This is a genomic window from Rhodococcus sp. 06-221-2 (assembly GCF_002258365.1).
GTDB classification, from domain to species: domain Bacteria; phylum Actinomycetota; class Actinomycetes; order Mycobacteriales; family Mycobacteriaceae; genus Rhodococcoides; species Rhodococcoides fascians.
On record NZ_NOYJ01000029.1, the window covers coordinates 217526 to 235604 of the forward strand.

The 18079-nt window shown below is 64.2% G+C and carries 18 protein-coding genes; 10 read left to right on the forward strand and 8 right to left on the reverse strand.

All coding sequences use genetic code 11. The annotated features are described in order from the left end of the window. Positions 1-29: 29 nt before the first annotated feature. Positions 30-1955 (forward strand): molecular chaperone HtpG, encoded by a 1926-nt coding sequence (htpG, locus tag CH281_RS15845; RefSeq protein ID WP_094694781.1) that lies wholly within the window; start codon positions 30-32, stop codon positions 1953-1955. Positions 1956-2019: 64 nt separating this feature from the next. Here the strand turns inward: htpG and CH281_RS15850 are convergent, their stop codons facing one another. Then, positions 2020-3666, reverse strand: coding sequence for a purine-cytosine permease family protein (locus tag CH281_RS15850; protein ID WP_094694783.1), 1647 nt, complete (start codon positions 3664-3666; stop codon positions 2020-2022). A 113-nt stretch (positions 3667-3779) separates the two neighbouring features. Beyond that, positions 3780-4361 (reverse strand): RNA polymerase sigma factor ShbA, encoded by a 582-nt coding sequence (shbA, locus tag CH281_RS15855; protein ID WP_027495956.1) that lies wholly within the window; start codon positions 4359-4361, stop codon positions 3780-3782. A gap of 196 nt (positions 4362-4557) precedes the next feature. On the opposite strand from shbA, the gene CH281_RS15860 reads away from it, so the two are divergent. Then, complete coding sequence (locus CH281_RS15860; protein ID WP_057473705.1) at positions 4558-5505, forward strand: alpha/beta fold hydrolase; 948 nt, start codon at positions 4558-4560, stop codon at positions 5503-5505. Between the two features lie 67 nt (positions 5506-5572). Here CH281_RS15860 and CH281_RS15865 read toward each other — a convergent pair whose 3' ends face one another. From CH281_RS15865 to CH281_RS15875, 3 genes are all read right to left on the reverse strand, one after another. Beyond that, positions 5573-6247, reverse strand: a complete 675-nt coding sequence (locus CH281_RS15865; RefSeq protein WP_027495954.1) for a hypothetical protein — start codon at positions 6245-6247, stop codon at positions 5573-5575. A 192-nt stretch (positions 6248-6439) separates the two neighbouring features. Further along, entirely contained in the window at positions 6440-7774 is a 1335-nt protein-coding gene (locus tag CH281_RS15870) for an ammonium transporter (protein WP_032375364.1), read from the reverse strand. Further along, a complete protein-coding gene (locus CH281_RS15875; RefSeq protein ID WP_094694785.1) occupies positions 7771-8502 on the reverse strand; it encodes an enoyl-CoA hydratase in 732 nt (243 codons plus the stop codon). Before CH281_RS15875 ends, CH281_RS15870 begins: the two co-directional genes overlap by 4 nt. Before the next feature lie 55 nt (positions 8503-8557). On the opposite strand from CH281_RS15875, the gene CH281_RS15880 reads away from it, so the two are divergent. Continuing rightward, positions 8558-9631 carry an NAD(P)-binding domain-containing protein gene (locus CH281_RS15880; RefSeq protein WP_032388670.1) on the forward strand — a complete coding sequence of 358 codons (1074 nt, stop codon included), beginning with the start codon at positions 8558-8560 and terminating at the stop codon, positions 9629-9631. On the opposite strand, the gene CH281_RS15885 is transcribed toward CH281_RS15880, so the two are convergent. Beyond that, positions 9628-10449 carry a uroporphyrinogen-III synthase gene (locus CH281_RS15885; protein ID WP_094694787.1) on the reverse strand — a complete coding sequence of 274 codons (822 nt, stop codon included), beginning with the start codon at positions 10447-10449 and terminating at the stop codon, positions 9628-9630. The genes CH281_RS15880 and CH281_RS15885 overlap by 4 nt on opposite strands. 102 nt (positions 10450-10551) lie before the next feature. After that, a complete protein-coding gene (locus tag CH281_RS15890; RefSeq protein ID WP_063216894.1) occupies positions 10552-11400 on the reverse strand; it encodes an aldo/keto reductase in 849 nt (282 codons plus the stop codon). A gap of 57 nt (positions 11401-11457) precedes the next feature. On the opposite strand from CH281_RS15890, the gene CH281_RS15895 reads away from it, so the two are divergent. Further along, positions 11458-13122 (forward strand): ABC-F family ATP-binding cassette domain-containing protein, encoded by a 1665-nt coding sequence (locus CH281_RS15895; protein ID WP_094694789.1) that lies wholly within the window; start codon positions 11458-11460, stop codon positions 13120-13122. A gap of 60 nt (positions 13123-13182) precedes the next feature. On the opposite strand, the gene CH281_RS15900 is transcribed toward CH281_RS15895, so the two are convergent. After that, a complete protein-coding gene (locus tag CH281_RS15900) occupies positions 13183-14013 on the reverse strand; it encodes an alpha/beta fold hydrolase (protein WP_256983608.1) in 831 nt (276 codons plus the stop codon). Positions 14014-14094: 81 nt separating this feature from the next. Here CH281_RS15900 and CH281_RS15905 point away from each other — a divergent pair, with 81 nt between their 5' ends. From CH281_RS15905 to CH281_RS15930, 6 genes are all read left to right on the forward strand, one after another. Then, positions 14095-14550: a MarR family winged helix-turn-helix transcriptional regulator gene (locus CH281_RS15905; protein ID WP_032407720.1), complete on the forward strand. Its 456-nt coding sequence runs from the start codon at positions 14095-14097 to the stop codon at positions 14548-14550. A 64-nt stretch (positions 14551-14614) separates the two neighbouring features. Further along, positions 14615-14887, forward strand: coding sequence for a helix-turn-helix transcriptional regulator (locus tag CH281_RS15910; RefSeq protein ID WP_032365905.1), 273 nt, complete (start codon positions 14615-14617; stop codon positions 14885-14887). Further along, entirely contained in the window at positions 14884-15411 is a 528-nt protein-coding gene (locus tag CH281_RS15915; protein WP_032407623.1) for a hypothetical protein, read from the forward strand. Before CH281_RS15910 ends, CH281_RS15915 begins: the two co-directional genes overlap by 4 nt. 4 nt (positions 15412-15415) lie before the next feature. After that, complete coding sequence (locus CH281_RS15920) at positions 15416-15967, forward strand: hypothetical protein (RefSeq protein ID WP_032407624.1); 552 nt, start codon at positions 15416-15418, stop codon at positions 15965-15967. A gap of 16 nt (positions 15968-15983) precedes the next feature. Further along, on the forward strand, positions 15984-16877 hold the full coding sequence (locus tag CH281_RS15925; RefSeq protein WP_048319369.1) for an ABC transporter ATP-binding protein: 894 nt from the start codon (positions 15984-15986) through the stop codon (positions 16875-16877). After that, entirely contained in the window at positions 16874-18073 is a 1200-nt protein-coding gene (locus CH281_RS15930; RefSeq protein ID WP_094694791.1) for an ABC transporter permease, read from the forward strand. Before CH281_RS15925 ends, CH281_RS15930 begins: the two co-directional genes overlap by 4 nt. Positions 18074-18079 lie beyond the last annotated feature (6 nt).

An 18079-nucleotide genomic window follows, 5' to 3' on the forward strand; every position in this document is an offset into this window, starting at 1 on the left:
CGTCGGTTTTGCTGCTAGAAGGGGAGACATTGAGTACCGAACAGCTCGAATTCCAGGCGGAGACGCGTCAGCTCCTGGATCTGATGGTGCACTCCATCTACTCCAACAAGGACAGCTTTCTCCGTGAACTGATCTCGAACTCCTCGGACGCGCTGGACAAGCTGCGCCTGGAGTCGTACCGCAACAAGGATCTGGACGTCGACGTCTCGGATCTGCACATCGAGATCGACATCGACTCCTCCGCTCGTACCCTCACCATCCGGGACAACGGCATCGGCATGTCGCGCTCGGAGGTCATCGACCTCATCGGCACACTCGCCAAGTCCGGCACCGCAGAAGTTCGCAAGAAGCTCAAGGAAGCCAAGGACGCCGCCGCCTCCGAGGAACTGATCGGCCAGTTCGGCATCGGCTTCTACTCCACGTTCATGGTGGCCGAGAAGGTCACGCTGCTCACCCGCAAGGCAGGCGAGAGCACCGCCACCAAGTGGGAATCCACCGGCGAGGGCACCTACGAGATCACCGACGTCGACGACGCCCCGCAGGGTTCCTCGGTCACGCTCGCTCTCAAGCCCGCCGACGAGGAAGACCACCTCCACGACTACGCGTCCGAGCGCAAGATCAAGGAACTGGTCAAGAAGTACTCCAACTTCATCGCCTGGCCCATTCGCATCGACGTCGAGAAGCGCGTCAAGAGCGAAGAGGAAGGCGGCGAGGACACCGTCACGATCGAGACGGAAACGATCAACTCGCAGAAGGCGCTGTGGACCCGCTCCAAGGACGAGGTGTCCGAGGAGGAGTACAAGGAGTTCTACAAGCACGTCAGCCATGCCTGGGACGAGCCGCTCGAGGTCATCCCGTTCAAGGCCGAGGGCACGTTCGAATACCAAGCGCTGCTGTTCATTCCGTCGCAGGCGCCGTTCGACCTGTTCATGCGCGAGAGCAAGGCCGGCGTACACCTGTACGTCAAGCGCGTGTTCATCATGGACGACTCGCAGGAACTGCTGCCCGAGTACCTGCGCTTCGTCAAGGGTGTCGTCGACGCAGCGGACCTCTCGCTCAACGTTTCTCGCGAGATCCTGCAGCAGGACCGGCAGATCCGCGCGATCCGTCGTCGCCTGACCAAGAAGGTGCTCTCGACCGTCAAGGAGCTGCAGAGCGAGCAGCCCGACAAGTACAAGACGCTGTGGTCGCAGTTCGGCACGGTCCTCAAGGAAGGCCTGATCTCCGACTCCGACAACCGCGAAACCCTGTTGGGCATTTCGTCGTTCGCGTCCACCCACTCCGAAGAGGGTCTGACGACCCTCGCCGAGTACGTGGACCGGATGAAGGACGGCCAGCAGCAGATCTACTACATGACGGGCGAATCGCGTCAGCAGATCGAGAGCTCGCCGCACATGGAGGCGTTCAAGGCTCGCGGTCTCGAGGTGCTGCTGCTCACCGATTCGGTCGACGAGGTGTGGGTCGGCAACGTCACCGACTTCGACGGAAAGTCGTTCCAGTCCATCGCCAAGGGCGAGGTGGACCTCGACACCGAAGAGGAGAAGAAGGAGTCCGAGGCCAAGCGCGAGGAGCAGGACAAGGAATTCGCCGACCTGCTCACCTGGCTGACCGACACCCTCGGCGAGGACGTCAAGGAGGTACGTCTGTCGACGCGACTGACGACGTCACCGGCCTGCGTCGTCGGCGACGAGTTCAGCTTCTCCCCGCAGCTCGAGAAGATGTACAAGGCGTCGGGCCAGTTCGTGCCGACCTCCAAGCGCATCCTCGAACTCAACCCGAACCACGACCTGGTGACGGGATTGAAGAAGGCCCGCGAGGATCGCAGCGACGATCCGCACCTCGCCGAGACCGCCGAATTGCTCTATGCGACGGCACTTCTCGCCGAGGGAACCGAGCTGAAGGATCCGGCCAAGTTCTCCAAGTTGCTCGCCGATCGGTTGACGCGGACCATCTGAGCGGCTTCGCCCCATGTGAGTGGAACTTCGTAGCCTGCTACGAAGTTCCACTCACATGCTGAGTTCACTGAGGCGGGAGAATGTGCTCCCCCGTCTTGTCGGTGCTCAGTGACAGCGAACTGATGTACTGCTTCTCCCCTTTGGGTCCCGGCACGTTGGACGCGATCATGTCGGGTCGCTCGAATTCCATGCCGCTGACGTGGCACATCACGAGCTCGTCGGACGGGTTGCCGTGCTCGTCGAACATCGGCAGATCGATGCCGTCATCGGTGCGTCGCAGGTAGCACTTGCCCTTGGTCGCCACCGCCAGGATGGGCGGAAGCACCAGTGCGAGAACGAGAGCCACGATGGGCGAATACGGTTTGATCGCAGATCCGAATGCGCCGAAGAACACCAGAATCGACAGTATCGCCGACACCGCCATCGATCCGAAGCCGACCGGATTGATGTTGTAGAGCATGCCGCGTCGGAACTCGGGCACCTTGGGCGAGAGCTTCAGGATGTACTTGTTGAACACGATGTCCGAGGCCACCACCGCGATCCACGCGATACCGCAGTTGGCGTAGAAGCCGAGGATGCTGTTGAGGAAGTCGAACATGTTGGCTTCCATCAGGATCAGCGCGATGGCCAGGTTGAACAGCACGAACACCATGCGGCCCGGATACGTCTTGGTGAGGCGGGTGTAGGAGTTGGTCCACGCCAGCGATCCCGAATAGGCGTTGGTCACGTTGATCTTGATCTGGCTGATGACGACCAGGATCACCGCGAGGGTCATGGCGAGCCAGCCCGGCATGAAGTTCTCGTAGATCTCCAGGAACTGGTGCACCGGCTCGTTGGCGATGCTGGATCCGTCGACGACGTTGGCGATCAGGTACACGGCGAGGAAGAGGCCGACGACCTGCTTGAGGGCACCGAAGATGACCCAGCCGGGGCCGGCGAGAAGCACTGCGGCCCACCAGCGTCGGGAGTTCTCGGGAGTCTTGGGCGGCATGAAGCGCAGGTAGTCGATCTGTTCGGCGATCTGCGCGATGAGCGAGAGACAGACTCCGGCCGCGAGCATCACCGATCCGATGTTGACGCCCTTGCCGTCGGCCCCGTCCTGACCGCCGTAGGCGAAGAACTCCCCGACCGAGTCGGGATTGCTGATCACCAGGTACACGAACGGCAGTACCATCAGGACGAGCCACAGCGGGGTGGTCCAGACCTGAAGTTTGGCAAGGGCTTTCATGCCGTAGATGACCAGCGGGATGACCATGATGGTCGAGACCGCGTACCCGATGGGCAACGGGATGCTCAGCCCCAGTTCGAGTCCCTGCGCCATGATCGAACCTTCGAGCGCGAAGAAGATGAACGTGAACGTCGCGAAGATGACGTTGGTGACGACCGATCCGTAGTAGCCGAAACCGCTTCCACGCGTGATCAAGTCGAGGTCGATGTTGTAACGGGCCGCATAGTAGGCAAGCGGAAGGCCGGTCAGGAAGATGACGACAGCGAACACCAGAATGCCCCACAGTGCATTGCCGGTTCCGTACGAGATTCCGATATTGGCACCGATGGCGAAATCCGCGAGATACGCGATGCCGCCGAGCGCGGACGTCGCGACAACACCGGTCCCCCACTTACGGTAGCTACGCGGCGCGAAGCGCAGCGTGTAGTCCTCGAGCGTCTCTTTCAGCGCGGTGTCTGTCGGCGCTGGCTGTACGGCGGTCATGGCTCAGTAACCTAGAACCGCCACGTTGCCGACGTGTCTTGAGCCGATGTAGCTGGTGTTACTCAATCCGGCGATTCGGACATACGTCTCGGACACCCCTCCACCGGGCGGTGTCAGGCAGCTGTGCGGGCCGCCAGTAGCGAGAAGTTCGACAGTTCGGCGCGCAGCATGTTCATCGCCCGGTGCTGGGCGACCCGCACTGCACCGGCCGTCATTCCCAGAGCTTCGCCGGTCTGCGGTGCGGTCAGGCCCCACACCACTCGCATCAGGATGATCTTGCTGTACTTCGGGGGCAAGGTGTTCATCAGGGCCTGCGCATGGGAGCGGAGTTCGTCGCCGAGCGCGACCTGCTCGGGACCGTCTTCACCCGACACCTCCTCGGGCAGCTCGGCCGTCGAGAACGTCTGCCGCAGAGCCGATCGTCGGCCGGCATCGGCCAGTTTGTGAGCAGCGATTCCGTAGACGAATGCCATGAACGGTTTGCCCATGTCGCGGTACTTGGGAATCGCGGTGACCAGAGCGAGGCAGACGTCCTGCACCACGTCGTCGGCCGCGACATCGAGATTGCCGATCCGAGAGGCGCAGTAGCGGCGAATCGGAGGCTGGATCAACACCAGTACGCGTTCGAGTGCGGCGCGGTCACCCGCGACGGCCCGCGGTACGACGTCTTCGAGCGTGTCCATGGAAGTGCTCATGGCCGATCTCCTTCTTGGCAACGCGCGCCCTCACCTGAACGCTCACCAGTACTTCGAGGCAGCCGACCGTTCGGCTTGGTCGGATCGGCTACCACAATCGAGAAGAATGTGACTCAGGTAACACGGCGTGTCGTCCGAGCGACGTACCGGACAACATCCACGTCGCGTCACGTGACCCTGACACCGCGGAGCGCACATGAGTACCAGTGAGCAGAACCACCTGGTCGGTCGCCGGAGCACCGTCGCCGCAGGGGACGGCACCACGCTCGCAGTGCGCGAGTTCGGACGGTCCGATGCGGCTCTGACCGTGGTGTTCGCCCATGGGCACTGCCTGCGGATGCAGTCCTGGACCGAGCTGCGCACCCACGTCGAGGATGTCTGGGGCGAGAACACGCGAATCGTTCTGTACGACCACCGCGGCCACGGCGAATCCGGTGCCGCATCGCCCGACAGCTGCACCATCGATCAGCTCGGCGAGGACCTGGCCGACGTGATTCGCGCCGTCGTCCCGGTCGGTCCGTTCGTTCTGATCGGCCACTCGATGGGCGGCATGACGGCGCTCTCCTACGCGCGTCAGTACCCGGATGCCGTCGGATCGCGCCTGGTCGGGGTCGGGTTGATCGCGACATCCGCGGGCGGGATCACCGATGACGGGCTCGGTAGTTGCCTCGCGCATCCGGCCGTGTCGGCGTTTCAGGCAGCTGTTCGACGGGCCCCTCGACTGATGTCGGGTGCCAAGAGGCTCAGTCGCGGGGTGTGCGCGCCCATCGTCAGGACGGCGGGATGCGGCTCCCACAAAGTCAGCCCGCGGGTGGTCACTCTGGCGACGGCCATGCTCGGCGACACGTCCATCGTGACGATGGCCGGCTTCCTCGGCGCGTTCCGTGGACTCGACGAAGTGGCCGGTCTGGCCGCGCTGGCCTCGATTCCCACCCTGGTGCTGTGCGGTTCGGACGACCTGATGACGCCGATGCGACACTCGGAAACCCTCGCCGCCCACCTGCCCGACGCACGTTTGGTACGGATCGCGCAGGCCGGACACATGGTGATTCTCGAACGAGCACACGAGGTGGCGGACGCCATCGTCGAACTCGTGACGGCAGCTCGGCGAGCTCACGTGGGGGATCTCGCCCTGGCTCGCTAGACCTTTCGACGACTGTGGCCCGCACCGGATATCCGATGCGGGCCACAGCACTGTTGTCGAGGCGGCGTTACTTCTTCACTGCGGGAGGAGCGTTGAGCAGCTGGATGAACTGTCCGGCGTTACCGATGACTGCGCCGAGGCCACCGGCGGAGGTGCCGGCGAGCGATCCGATGGCACCGAGGGCGATTGCGCCGATGACGCAGCCGCCGATGGGGCCTGCTCCGAGAAGAGTCGCGACCGGTGCGGTCACGACGACTCCGGTGATGATTCCGAGGATGCATCCGCCGACTATTCCGGTTGCAGCACCGAGGAATCCACCGACGGAGGCGGTGAGGCTGAGGTTGTCCTTGACGCCTGCGACTGCGGCGGGCAGGTCGACCTGCTGCAGGCCGGGAAGGGAGGTGGAGACCGGGGTTGCCGCGGCAGGCGAGACATCAGCGGTCAGAGTGGCGTGGTTGCCGTCGATGTCGGCGGCGACGGGGTGCGAGAATCCGTCGGCGGCGATGGCGAGCGGTACGGAGTCGACGAGTGCGCCGTTGGCGTCACGGACGACCAGGTGGTTGTCTTCGTTGCTCAGGGTGCCGGCCGTCGTGTCGACGAGGACCTGGTTGCCGGCCTGGGTGACGTTCCACCCGACGGCAGCGGCGGGAGCCGGTGCCGGATCCGCATAGGCGGTGCCCATGGCGGTCGTCATCGCTGCAATGACCAATGCGGACGTTGCCGCGAATCGAGTCAGCTTCATGTTCCTCAGTCTTTCGTCGTGTCCATCTCTCGATACCGAGCAGCGAAAAGCTATGGGCACAACGAGCGTGAAGAGCGAACCGAAGATGAACGAGAGGGGTCGAACCGAACAACGATCGATCGCATCAACGCGAAAGGGACAGAACGACTTTCAGCGACCGATCGGTTCGTAAAGGACGCGCAGGGTTTGCCCCTACTTACCGAAAAGACCAGGCTTGTTGCTGCCTCCGTGGCCCACTCCGAAGTCGTAGGCGGACTCGGCGTGCTCGTGCTCGTCCAGGCCGTCGGCCTCGTGCTGCGCGTCGGCGCGCACGCCCATGACGGCCTTGATTGCGAACGCGATAGCGGTGGTGACGACTGCGGTGTACGCGAACACCGCCACGACGGCGATGGCTTGCACCCAGAGTTGATGCAGACCGCCGCCGTACAACAAACCGTCCTTGCCCGCCGGCATCTGCGCACTGGCGACGAGTCCGATCATCAGCGTTCCGACGACACCGCCGACGAGATGCACACCGACGACGTCGAGTGAATCGTCGTAGCCGAAGCGATATTTGAGGCCGATCGCCAACGCGCACAACGCGCCCGAGACGATGCCGATCGCGGCTGCACCGATCGGTGTGACGGCAGTACACGACGGCGTGATCGCGACGAGTCCGGCCACCACTCCGGACGCCGCACCGAACGACGTCGCGTGCCCGTCCCGCCATTTCTCGACGACGAGCCACGCCGCCATCGACAGCGCGCCCGCGCCCATCGTGTTCACCAGCGCCACTGCGGCGACGCCGTCGGCCGCCAACGACGAGCCCGCGTTGAAACCGAACCAGCCGAACCAGAGCAGTCCGGCTCCGAGCATGACGGCCGGAAGATTGTGCGGACGCATGGGATCTCGCGGCCACCCGCTCCGCTTGCCGACCACGAGGGCCAGCACCAGCCCGGCCACACCCGCGTTTATCTCCACGGCCGTGCCACCGGCGAAGTCGATCGCGCCGAGCCTGTTGGTGATCCACCCGCCGAACTCACTGGTGAGCCCGTCGAGCGAGAAAACCCAGTGCGCCACAGGGAAATACACCAGCGTGGACCACAGGGCCGCGAACAGCACCCACGGCACGAACCGCATCCGGTCTGCGACGGCACCCGAGATCAGCGCGACCGTCACCATGGCGAATCCCGCTTGGAATGCCGCGAACACCAACGCCGGAACGGTTCCCACCAACGGAATCGACACCGTGCCCGCCGCCGAGGTGTACACGCCGCCGAGCAAACCCTCGAAACCGGCGTACTGCAACGGGTTTCCGATCCAGCCGCCGATCACGTTGTCGCCGAACACCATCGAGAACCCGAACACCAACCACAGCAACCACACGACGGCGATGGCCGACAGGCTCATCATCATCATGTTCAGCACGCTCTTCGAGCGCACCATGCCGCCGTAGAAGAAGGCCAAGCCCGGCGTCATCAGCAAAACCAGTGCGGTGCTGGCCAGCAACCAGGCCGTGTCGCCCGCGTCGGGCGCTCCGTTGATCACTTGCCCACGAATCTCGGTGCGCGCTTCTCGGCTCTCGCGCGGCGCGCTTCCTTCATGTCCGCACTGCTCCACGCGGCTTCGAATGCCGCGCGCTGTGCGGGCGTCGGATCGTCGTGCGCACCGTCGTCGTTGAACACCAGCTTGAGGTGTCGCAGCGCCAGGGGTGCGAGGGCAGTGATCGAGTGCGCCCACTGCACGGCAACATCGCGATCGCCGAGCTTGTTGGCCAGACCGCACGTGTACGCCTGATCGGCGTGCACCCGTTCGCCGCCGAGCAGGATCGTGCGCGCCACGCCGCCGCCGGCCAATGCCGCCAGTCGCTTGATCGTCCAGTTGCTCACTGCGATTCCGAGACGCGTGGAGGGAATCTCGAAGAATGCCTCGGGTGCGACCACCCGCAGGTCGCAGGCAATGGCCAACTGCGTCCCCGCTCCGACGGCAGGCCCGTTGATCGCCGCCACGACGGGAACGGACACTCGCTCGATGGCGGTGAGCATGCCTTCCAGCGTTTCGCCGAACGCGTCGGGAAACGCATCTCCGGTCAGGTCGGCACCGGCACAGAAGCTACTGCCCTGTCCGGTGATCACCACGACCCGCGCGCCGTCGGCATCCGCCTGCTCGACTTCGCGTCGTAGCGCGACACAGAGATCCGTGCTCAGCGCATTGCGCTTGTCCGGTCGCTGCAATTCCAGGATGACGACATCGCCGTCACGAGTGTGTCCGATCACGCCGAGCAGGTTACCGGCTGGTAGCCGCGGTCACAGGGCGGGGCCTGATCTACTGATACTCGTGATCGACACTCGGGTTGCTGTCATCGGTGCCGGCCAGGCCGGGCTCTCGGCCGGCTACCACCTCAGGCGGGCCGGACTTGCCGCAGGTGCGGGCTTCGTCATGCTCGACCGCTCCCCCGGACCTGGCGGTGCCTGGCAGTTCCGGTGGCCGTCGCTGACGCTCAGCACCGTCAACGGCGTGCACGATCTGCCCGGGATGCCGTTCGCCGACACGCTGGGAGACGAGCCACCCGAATCTATCGCGGCAGCCGACGCGGTTCCCCGCTACTACCGCGCGTACGAGGAACGGTTCGAACTGCATGTCCGACGCCCCGTCACGGTGACCGTCGTGTGCGACCGCGAACCACTCTTTCGGGTCGAGGCCGGGGACACGGTCGTCATGGCCGAGGGCCTCATCAATGCGACCGGAACGTGGGAGAAACCGTTCGTTCCGCACTACGACGGAGCCGAGTCCTTCACCGGTAGACAACTGCACACCAAGGACTACCGAACCGCGGACGAGTTCGCCGGCAAACACGTCGTCGTGGTCGGCGGCGGAATCTCGGCCGTGCAGCTACTCGACGAGATCTCGCAGGTGACCACCACAACATGGGTGACGCGTCGACCACCGGTGTTCCGGGACAGCCAATTCGACCACGACGCCGGACGCAAAGCCGTCGCCATGGTCGAGGAGCGAGTGCGAGCGGGTCTGCCGCCGGGCTCGGTCGTCTCGGTGACCGGTCTGTTGCTCACCCCGTCGCTGGCTGCCGCACGCGAACGTGGCGCTCTCGAACGCAAGCCGATGTTCTCCTCGATCACCGCCGATTCCGTTGTCTGGGAGGACGGTTCGACCCAGCACGCCGACGTGATCCTGTGGGCCACCGGATTCCGCAGCGCCCTCGATCACCTTGCCCCGCTGCGACTGCGCGGGCACGGCGGCGGAATTGTCATGGACGGCCGGCTGACCACCCGGGTGGCCGCGAACCATCGCGTCCACCTGCTGGGGTACGGCCCGTCCGCGAGCACGATCGGGGCGAACCGGGCCGGGCGAGCAGCGGTGACGGAGTTGCTCGAGACTCTGGGTTAACCCAGCTGCTCGACGACGAACTTGGCCAGGGAGCCGAGACGCGCACGGCTCGGCATCGACGTCGGAACGCCCAACGCATCCAACGGGGCCGACGTCACCGGCCCCACGCAGATCGCGGCGACGGGGCCTCGAAGTGCGGCGAGGAAGGCGTCGAGCATGCCGTTGTCCTTGGCCGTCGACAGCAGGGAGGCGACGGCGGGAGCGCTCGTGAACGTCACTGCGTCCACTCGATGCTCGATGATCTGTGCCAACAAGTCCATGAGCGGGGCCTGATCGACGGGGCGGATCCAGCGGTACACGGGGATCGGGCGTACATGCGCACCGAGTTCGCTCAGAGCATCGCTCAGGTGAATCGTCGGTTCCCATTCGGTGATGACGCCGTGCAGTTGCACGGCGATGTCGGCACCGGAAATACCCTGGGCAGCAAGATGATCGGCGACTTCCTGCGATGCTTCGGTGGCGGGCGACCATTCATCACGCAGCCCGGCACCCCGGATCGCACCACGCGCTTTGGGGCCACGCGCAATGATTCGCGTGTGCCCGAGCGCTGCCAGGAGGTCGTCGCGCACACCCCATTCGGCCGCCGCGTCGAGCCAGCCACGGAAGCCGATACCGGTGCTGATCACCACGATCTTCGGGGGACGATCGACAATGCCTTCGGTAGCCGACTTCAGCTCCGAGTCGTCGATCAGGGGCAGAACGTGAATCGCCGCGGCGTGAACGATGTTCGCGCCGCGGCGTTCGAGCATGGTGGCCAATTCGTCTGCACGCCGCTCGGCGGTGAGGGCAACGGTCTTGCCTGCGAGCGGTTCCGACATGGGTACAGACTAGGCCCCCATGTGCGCGCTGTGCCCGCGGTCGTTGCGCAGGCTCCACTCCGGACTTCGTAGTCCACTACGAAGTTCCACTCACATGGCGGGTCAGCTGCTGAACTTGTCCGGGTCCGGGCCGGTGCGGCCGTCGGCGGTGTCCAGAGCGTTGATCTGCTGAATCTCGTCGTTGCTCAGCTCGAAGCCGAACACGTCGAAGTTGCTCGCGATCCGCTCCGGGGTGACCGACTTGGGGATCACGACGTTGCCGAGCTGGATGTGCCAGCGCAGAATCACCTGCGCCGGGGTGACGCCGTGTGCCTCGGCGATGGGCGCGAAGGCCGGGTCGTCCAGCACGGTGCCGGAGCCGAGCGGGCTCCACGCCTCGGTAGCGATGCCCTTCGAGGTATGGAAGGCGCGCAGTTCTTCCTGGATGAAGCGCGGATGCAGCTCGATCTGGTTGACCGACGGGACCTCACCGACGGCGTCCATCAGCTTCTCTAGCGTGGGGATGGTGAAGTTGGAGACGCCGATCGAACCGATGCGGCCGTCCGACTTCAGCTTCTGGAACGCCTTGAACGTGTCGATGTACTTGTCGCGATCGAGCTGCTGCCAGTGAATCAGGTACAGGTCGAGGTACTCGAGGCCCAGACGATCCATGCTGGCGTCGAAGGCCTTCAAGGTGGAGTCGTAGCCCTGATCGTCGTTCCACAGCTTGGTGGTGACGAACAGCTCGTCGCGCGCGATGCCGGACTCCGCGATGGCCTTGCCGGTGCCGGCCTCGTTCTCGTACACCTTGGCGGTATCGATGCTGCGGTATCCGACCTTCAGCGCCTCGGACACGGCGGCCTGGGCACCGTCGTCGGGAACCTGCCACACACCGAACCCGAGCTGGGGAATCGACGTGCCGTCGTTGAGCACGATGGTCGGGACAGTACTGGTCTCGGCTGAATACGTCATACGAATGCCAACGGACGGCGCTGTGAATCTGTTCCCGGTCCCGGGGATACTGGTCCGGTGACTGCCACGCTCCGCATCGACGATCTGGCCGCCTTTCACGGCGATCGAACCCTGTTCTCCGGCCTCGATCTGACGGTGACCGAGGGTGATGTGATCGGGTTGGTCGGTGCGAACGGTGCCGGTAAATCGACGCTGTTGACGCTGCTGGCGGGCGTGGGAACGGCCGATCACGAGGGTGAGATCTACACCAGCCCGCCCGACGCGACCGTCGGTTATCTGGCGCAGGAGCCCGAGCGCATCGCCGGGGAGACGGTGTTGGATTTCCTCGGCCGGCGGACCGGGGTCACTTCGGCCGAAGCTTCCATGAACGCAGCCGCCGAGGCGTTGGGTGGCAGCGACTCCGGTCACTCCGCAGGCTCCGCTCCTGCCGACGAGGACCTCTACACCCCTGCGCTCGAGAAGTGGCTGGCGCTCGGCGGTGCCGATCTGGCGGAGCGAACGGCGAAGGTACTCGCGGATCTGGGCCTCGATGTCGACGGCGGCGCATTCATGACGGATCTATCGGGCGGGCAGGCCGCCCGAGCCGGGCTCGCCGCGATTCTCCTTGCGCGTTACGACATTCTTCTGCTCGACGAGCCCACCAACGACCTGGACCTCGCGGGCCTCGAGCAACTCGAACAATTCGTCGTCGCGACGCGGGCGGCCATCGTCGTCGTCAGTCACGATCGCGAGTTTCTGGCGCGGACGGTGACCGGTGTCGTCGAGCTCGATCGGGCGCAGCGTCGCATCGATGTGTACGACGGCAGCTACCAGTCCTATCTCGCGGAACGAGAAATTGCGCGCCAGCATGCACGGGAGAAGTACGACGAGTTCGCAGACACCAAGTCGGCGTTGGAGTCTCGCGCGCAGATGCAGCGGAACTGGATGGAATCGGGCGTCCGCAATGCGCGACGTAAGGCCACCGACAACGACAAGATCGCCCGCAAGACCCGCGCCGAGTCGACCGAAAAGCAAGCCGCGAAAGCTCGTCAGACACAGCGCCGCATCGAGCGACTCGAGGTGGTCGAGGAACCCCGTAAGGAATGGGAACTGCGGATGGAGATCGCGGCGGCTCCTCGCAGCGGGACCGTTGTCGCGGTGTTGGGCGGCGCTCTCGTACGCCGATCGGAGTTCACCTTCGGTCCGGTGACGACGCAGATCGACTGGGGCGATCGCATCCTCATCACCGGACCCAACGGCTCCGGCAAGACGACGTTGCTCTCGGTACTGCTGGGCCGGTTGACGCCGGACGAGGGAACGGCATCACTGGGTTCGGGTGTGGCGATCGGCGAAATCGACCAGGCACGAGCATATTTCGTCGGCGACGGAACAGTGTCCGACGCCTTGAGTGCAGCAGTTCCCGAGTGGCCCGACGCCGAGGTCCGCACACTGTTGGCCAAGTTCGGGCTGCGCGGCGACGACGCACTGCGGCCGGCGTCGTCCTTGTCGCCGGGTGAACGAACCCGTGCCGCACTCGCATTGCTACAGGCCCGCGGCGTGAACCTGCTGGTGCTGGACGAGCCCACCAACCACCTCGACCTGCCCGCCATCGAACAACTCGAACGCGCGATGGAAAACTTCGAGGGCACCCTGCTGCTGGTGACGCACGATCGCCGCATGCTCGACACCGTTCGCAGCACTCGTCACTGGACGATGAACGATGGGCAGCTGAGCGAGAAGTAGGTCGCGCTGAATCGGGTGCAGCTGACTGCGGTGAGCGCGGCTAGCTGCACCCGATTTTCGTCAACTGAGAAGAATTTCGTTCACCTCGGCGGCGGGAAGCATCGGCAACGTGTGATGCGTGGCTCCGTCGAGTATCACCGTCCGCGCTGCAGGCAGGGCGGTTCGGACCGCCGATTCGATCCGAGCGGCATTGTGCACCTTGCCATTCCCTGCCAGTACCACGGTTGCCGCTACACCGAAGTTCGCAAACGCAGCAGGTTTCGGCCGCTTCGGAACAATGGTTTTTGTGGTCGGAGCATGCGCGGCTCCCAGAGCAAGTACGTCGAGCCAATCCGGATCCAACTGCGCGCCATCGGTTTCCCATCGGACGAAAGCACGCTGCCGTTTCTCGTTGCGAGACAGCAGTATCGGTAGGGCGTGCAGCAGGTAGCGCGGACTCATGGAGCCGAAGCATGCGTTGGGATCGAGTAGGGTCAACGCATCCACGCGGTTCTCGTGACGTAGCGCATAGGCCAGTGCGATAATCGCGCCGTAGGAATGGCCGCACAGTGCCACGGTCGGCAGGTTCGACTCGTCGAGGACGGCCGACAGCCAATCCAGTAGCTCCTCGACAGAGTCGATGGCGCGTTCACCGGGCACGCTCCGTCCGACGTCGCCCATCAGGTCCACTGCGTACACCCGATAGTGCCTTGAGAGCGCGTTGACATTGGCGAACCAGACGGTCGACGTCGCACCCGCGCCCGGCAGCAACACCAGCGCCGGACCGTCGACGGGCCCGCAAGCGTTGATTCGTGTGGCACCGTGCACCGTGTTCACGTCGATGGCTTGGGTATCCGCCGGCCACTTCTGCAGCACCCGGTCGTAGGCGGAGAAGAATTCGTCCAGCGTCACTGCAACCCTCCATTCTCTCGATGATCGAGATAGTAGACAATGGAGAGACATCTCGTCCAGCATCTCCCGAGGGATCAGCACATGACCGAGCCCGCCTCCACCGTCCATCAGCTACGCGTACTGACGGTCGACCTCGATCTTCTGGGCGCAGAATTCGCGCAGAGACATGCGCTCCACCCGACGGATATCCGGGCGCTGATCTGTCTCCTCGACGCGGACCGAGCCGGAACGCGCGCTACGCCCGGTTGGCTAGGAACCCAGCTGGGCCTGGAATCCGCGTCGGTCACGGCCCTGATCGATCGAATGACCAAGCGTGACTTGGTGTTACGCGAGCCCGACCCGTCCGACCGCAGGCGAGTACTGCTGCGCGTGACTGCGCACGCGTCGGAACTCGGGACAACGTTCTTCGGCCCCGTCATCGGCCAGGCCGTCGACGAGCTCGCCCGCTTCACGCCCGAGCAGCGGGCAACGATCGATGAGTTTCTGACCACGATGCGCGCCATCGTCGCCTCCACTCGGGAGCAGCAGACACCGTAGACAAATCAGCAGTTTTGTTATGAACGGTTGACACATCGTTGGGTTTATACAACACTTCATTGTCATGAGCCCCGTCAAGCGCGGTACCGCGCTCCCGATCTACAACAGGGTGGGTGTTCTGCGGGCAGAACGAAAGATGAGCCGCGCGCAACTGGCCGAACTCGTCGAAGTGAATCCCCAGACGGTGGGAGCCCTCGAACGAGGCGACCACTACCCGAGCTTGGACCTCGCGATGCGCATCTGCGACGTCTTCGATCTGCCGATCGAAGCGGTGTTCTCACGCACCGAACTCGGACCACTCTCGGCCGAACTCTTCCGAAAGGAAAAGGATCGATGAACACCAGCCCCAGCATCTTCGGCAGATATCAGGAAGCCCGGACGAGAGTATTCCTGGAGAACGAAAAGACCTATGCGAATTGGCTACCGGGACTGCGACCCCAGAAACGACGCCGAGCCTTCGTTGCGTTCCTTCTGGTACTGCTCGCGGCATCTGCGGGATTCGCACTCTCGGAACCGGTGTTCGACTGGGCGATCGGATCCTGGGGAATCTGCTACATCGTGTTCACGTTCGCGGCAATCGTCCTCGGCATCGTGTCGAATCGGCGCGCCGAAGCCCCCGTGGATGCGCTCGACGAGCTCGAAGTCCAGCTCCGCAACGAAGCCCGATCCATCGGCCTGACGGTCACTCAGGTCTTGGGCACCGCGACTGGAGCGTACTTGCTCATCGGATCCGCCTTCGGGGCAGCGAATCTCGGCATCTCTGGTGGAGCACTGGTCCTGACTGCACTACTCACCGGAGGGACGACCCCCGCAATGCTTCTCGCGTGGACCACCCCCGACCCCGACCCCGAGGACGGCTGAGACCATGACCCCGCAACCCGACATCCTCACCCGCTATCAGGCCTATCGCACCCGGCGATTCCTCGAGAACGACGCCAACACGAGACACTGGCTTCCGAAATGGCGCACGCAACATCGACGCCGCATTCTCGCCATCGCAGTGATGGCTGCCGACCTGACGTTCCTCGTCATAAGCATCTCGACGCTGTTCTTCTCGTGGGCCGCAATCGCCTGGATTCCCGCCGCACTCATCTTCATACCGATCTGGACCGCTCTGCAAACGGTCTCCGGCCGCCACAGCGATGCACCCGTCGGAGCATTGGACGAATGGGAAGTGCAGCAGCGCAACGAAGCTCGCTCCATCGGCCTCACCGTCACGCAGGGGTTGGTCATGGTCGCGGCCTTCGCCCTGATCGTCCTGTCCTCGACCTTCCCCGACCTCCCCCGTCTCGCCTACGCCGGCGGCGGTTGGACTCTCGCGGGACTGATGATCGGAATATCGACCCCGGCAATCATTCTCGCGTGGATAACCCCCGACCCCGAACCAGAAGACACCGAAGAGTTCGACCAGCAGTAACGACCGAAAGGGCACCATGAGCACCCTCACGATCGACTCCGTCTCCAAGAGATACGGCGACAAGATCGCCCTCGACAACCTGAGTTTCGACGTCCGGCCGGGCGAATTGTTCGGCTTCGTCGGCAGCAACGGCGCGGGCAAGACCACCACAATGCGCATCGCGCTGGGCGTGCTGTCGGCAGATTCCGGCCAGGTTCTGTTGGGCGGCAAGCCCGTCGACCTCGATGTTCGCCGCACCATCGGTTACATGCCGGAGGAACGCGGGCTGTACCCGAAGATGAAGGTCGGCCCGCAATTGGCGTACATGGCCGAGCTACACGGCCTCTCGTCGAAGGATGCCAAAGCCGCGGTGATCCGCTGGACCGAACGCCTCGGCATCGACGAGCGCGTCAACGACACCGTCGACGCATTGAGCCTGGGAAATCAGCAGCGCGTGCAGTTGGCAGCAGCGCTGGTGCACGACCCCGCAGTGCTCGTGCTGGACGAACCGTTCTCCGGCCTCGACCCGATCGCCGTCGACGTCATGAGCGAAGTTCTCCGCGAAAAGGCCGCTGCCGGAGTGCCGGTGGTGTTCTCGAGCCACCAACTCGATCTCGTGCAACGCCTGTGCGACCGCGTCGGCATCATCGCCGCCGGCTCGATGAAAGCCGTCGGAACCGTCGACGAACTCCGCGGATCAGGAGATTCGCACCTGCACGTCCACGCACCGAACGCTGCCCCCGGATGGGCGTCGGGCATCGCCGGGGTGAGCACGCTCGAACAGGGTGACGGCGTCACCGTCCTCGGCCTGGCACCCGGGGCCGACGATCAGGAGATCCTGCGGGCCGCACTGGCAACCGGTCCGGTACACGAATTCTCGATCCAGAAACCTTCCCTGAGCGACCTGTTCCGAGAGGCGGTAGTGGCATGAGCTCACAACTGAATTCCTTCAGCGCGGTCTCACTGATCGCCAAGCGAGAGTTCACCGTTCAGGTGATGAAGAAGAGCTTCGTCATCAGCAACGTGATCATCCTGGCCGTCATCGTCGGCGGCATCATCGCATTCTCGATCTTCTCCGGCAGCGGTGACGAAGAGCGCGACGTCATCGGCGTCGCCGGGGACCAGTCCATTGCAACGGTATTAGAGGCGACCGGCGACGCCGTCGGTAGCCCCGTCGAAGTCCGTGACGTTGCCGACGCGGCGGCCGCGCGCAGTGGCGTCGAATCCGGGGATCTCGACGTGGCGTTGGTTCCGGACGGCAACGCAGGCGCATACACCGCCGTCACCGAGTCCGAACTGACCGGCACGTTGCGCGCCGTCGTCGAGGGCAGTGTAGCGACGCAGGCCACGAATGCTGCACTGGCGCAACAGGGTGTCGACCAGAACGAGCTCGGGGCAGCGACGAGTGCCGCGACGGTCACCGTCGACGCGATCGATCCGCCCGACCCCGAGGCCGGTCAGCGAACCGCACTGGCCATCACTGCTGTGGCGTTGCTGTACTTCCAAATCATCGGCTTCGGTATGTACGTCGCCATGGGTGTCGTCGAGGAGAAGTCCTCGCGCGTCGTCGAACTGCTGCTCTCCACTGTTCGCCCACTTCAGTTGCTGTGGGGCAAGATCCTCGGTATCGGCGCGGTCGGCATCCTGCAGCTCGCTCTCTACGGAATCGCCGGTGTCGGTGCGGGATTGGGAACAGGAACGCTGACGATCACCGGGGCCGCGGTGAGCGTATTCGTCGGAACTCTCTTCTGGTTCGTACTCGGCTTTGCCTTCTTCGCGGTGCTCTACGCGGCGGGCGGGTCCATGGTTTCGCGTCAAGAGGATGTCAACTCGACGACCATGCCACTGCTGATCCTGATCCTGGCGATGTTCTACGCGGCGTTCTACTCCATCAGTGATCCGGAGAGCACTCTCGCGAACACATTGAGCTGGATCCCCCCGTTCTCCGCGATCATGATGCCGCTGCGCATCGCCGCGGGCGTGACCTCGCCGGTGCAGATCGTCGGCTCGGCGGTCCTGATGATCGTCACCACCGCGATTCTGGCCATGGGCGCGGCGAAGATCTATCAGCGCTCCATTCTCCGGATCGGCAAGACCGTCTCGTGGAAGGAAGCTTTCGCTCGATAGAGTTCG

Bases quoted from the DNA above. Each gene is read 5' to 3' on its own strand.
- CH281_RS15910 (WP_032365905.1), top strand. From the start codon at position 14,615: ATGAGCCCCGTCAAGCGCGGTACCGCGCTCCCGATCTACAACAGGGTG.
- CH281_RS15850 (WP_094694783.1), bottom strand. From the start codon at position 3,666: ATGACCGCCGTACAGCCAGCGCCGACAGACACCGCGCTGAAAGAGACG.
- CH281_RS15885 (WP_094694787.1), bottom strand. From the start codon at position 10,449: ATGTCGGAACCGCTCGCAGGCAAGACCGTTGCCCTCACCGCCGAGCGG.
- CH281_RS15865 (WP_027495954.1), bottom strand. From the start codon at position 6,247: ATGAAGCTGACTCGATTCGCGGCAACGTCCGCATTGGTCATTGCAGCG.
- CH281_RS15860 (WP_057473705.1), top strand. From the start codon at position 4,558: ATGAGTACCAGTGAGCAGAACCACCTGGTCGGTCGCCGGAGCACCGTC.
- CH281_RS15920 (WP_032407624.1), top strand. From the start codon at position 15,416: ATGACCCCGCAACCCGACATCCTCACCCGCTATCAGGCCTATCGCACC.
- CH281_RS15925 (WP_048319369.1), top strand. From the start codon at position 15,984: ATGAGCACCCTCACGATCGACTCCGTCTCCAAGAGATACGGCGACAAG.
- CH281_RS15930 (WP_094694791.1), top strand. From the start codon at position 16,874: ATGAGCTCACAACTGAATTCCTTCAGCGCGGTCTCACTGATCGCCAAG.
- CH281_RS15905 (WP_032407720.1), top strand. From the start codon at position 14,095: ATGACCGAGCCCGCCTCCACCGTCCATCAGCTACGCGTACTGACGGTC.
- CH281_RS15890 (WP_063216894.1), bottom strand. From the start codon at position 11,400: ATGACGTATTCAGCCGAGACCAGTACTGTCCCGACCATCGTGCTCAAC.
- CH281_RS15915 (WP_032407623.1), top strand. From the start codon at position 14,884: ATGAACACCAGCCCCAGCATCTTCGGCAGATATCAGGAAGCCCGGACG.
- shbA (WP_027495956.1), bottom strand. From the start codon at position 4,361: ATGAGCACTTCCATGGACACGCTCGAAGACGTCGTACCGCGGGCCGTC.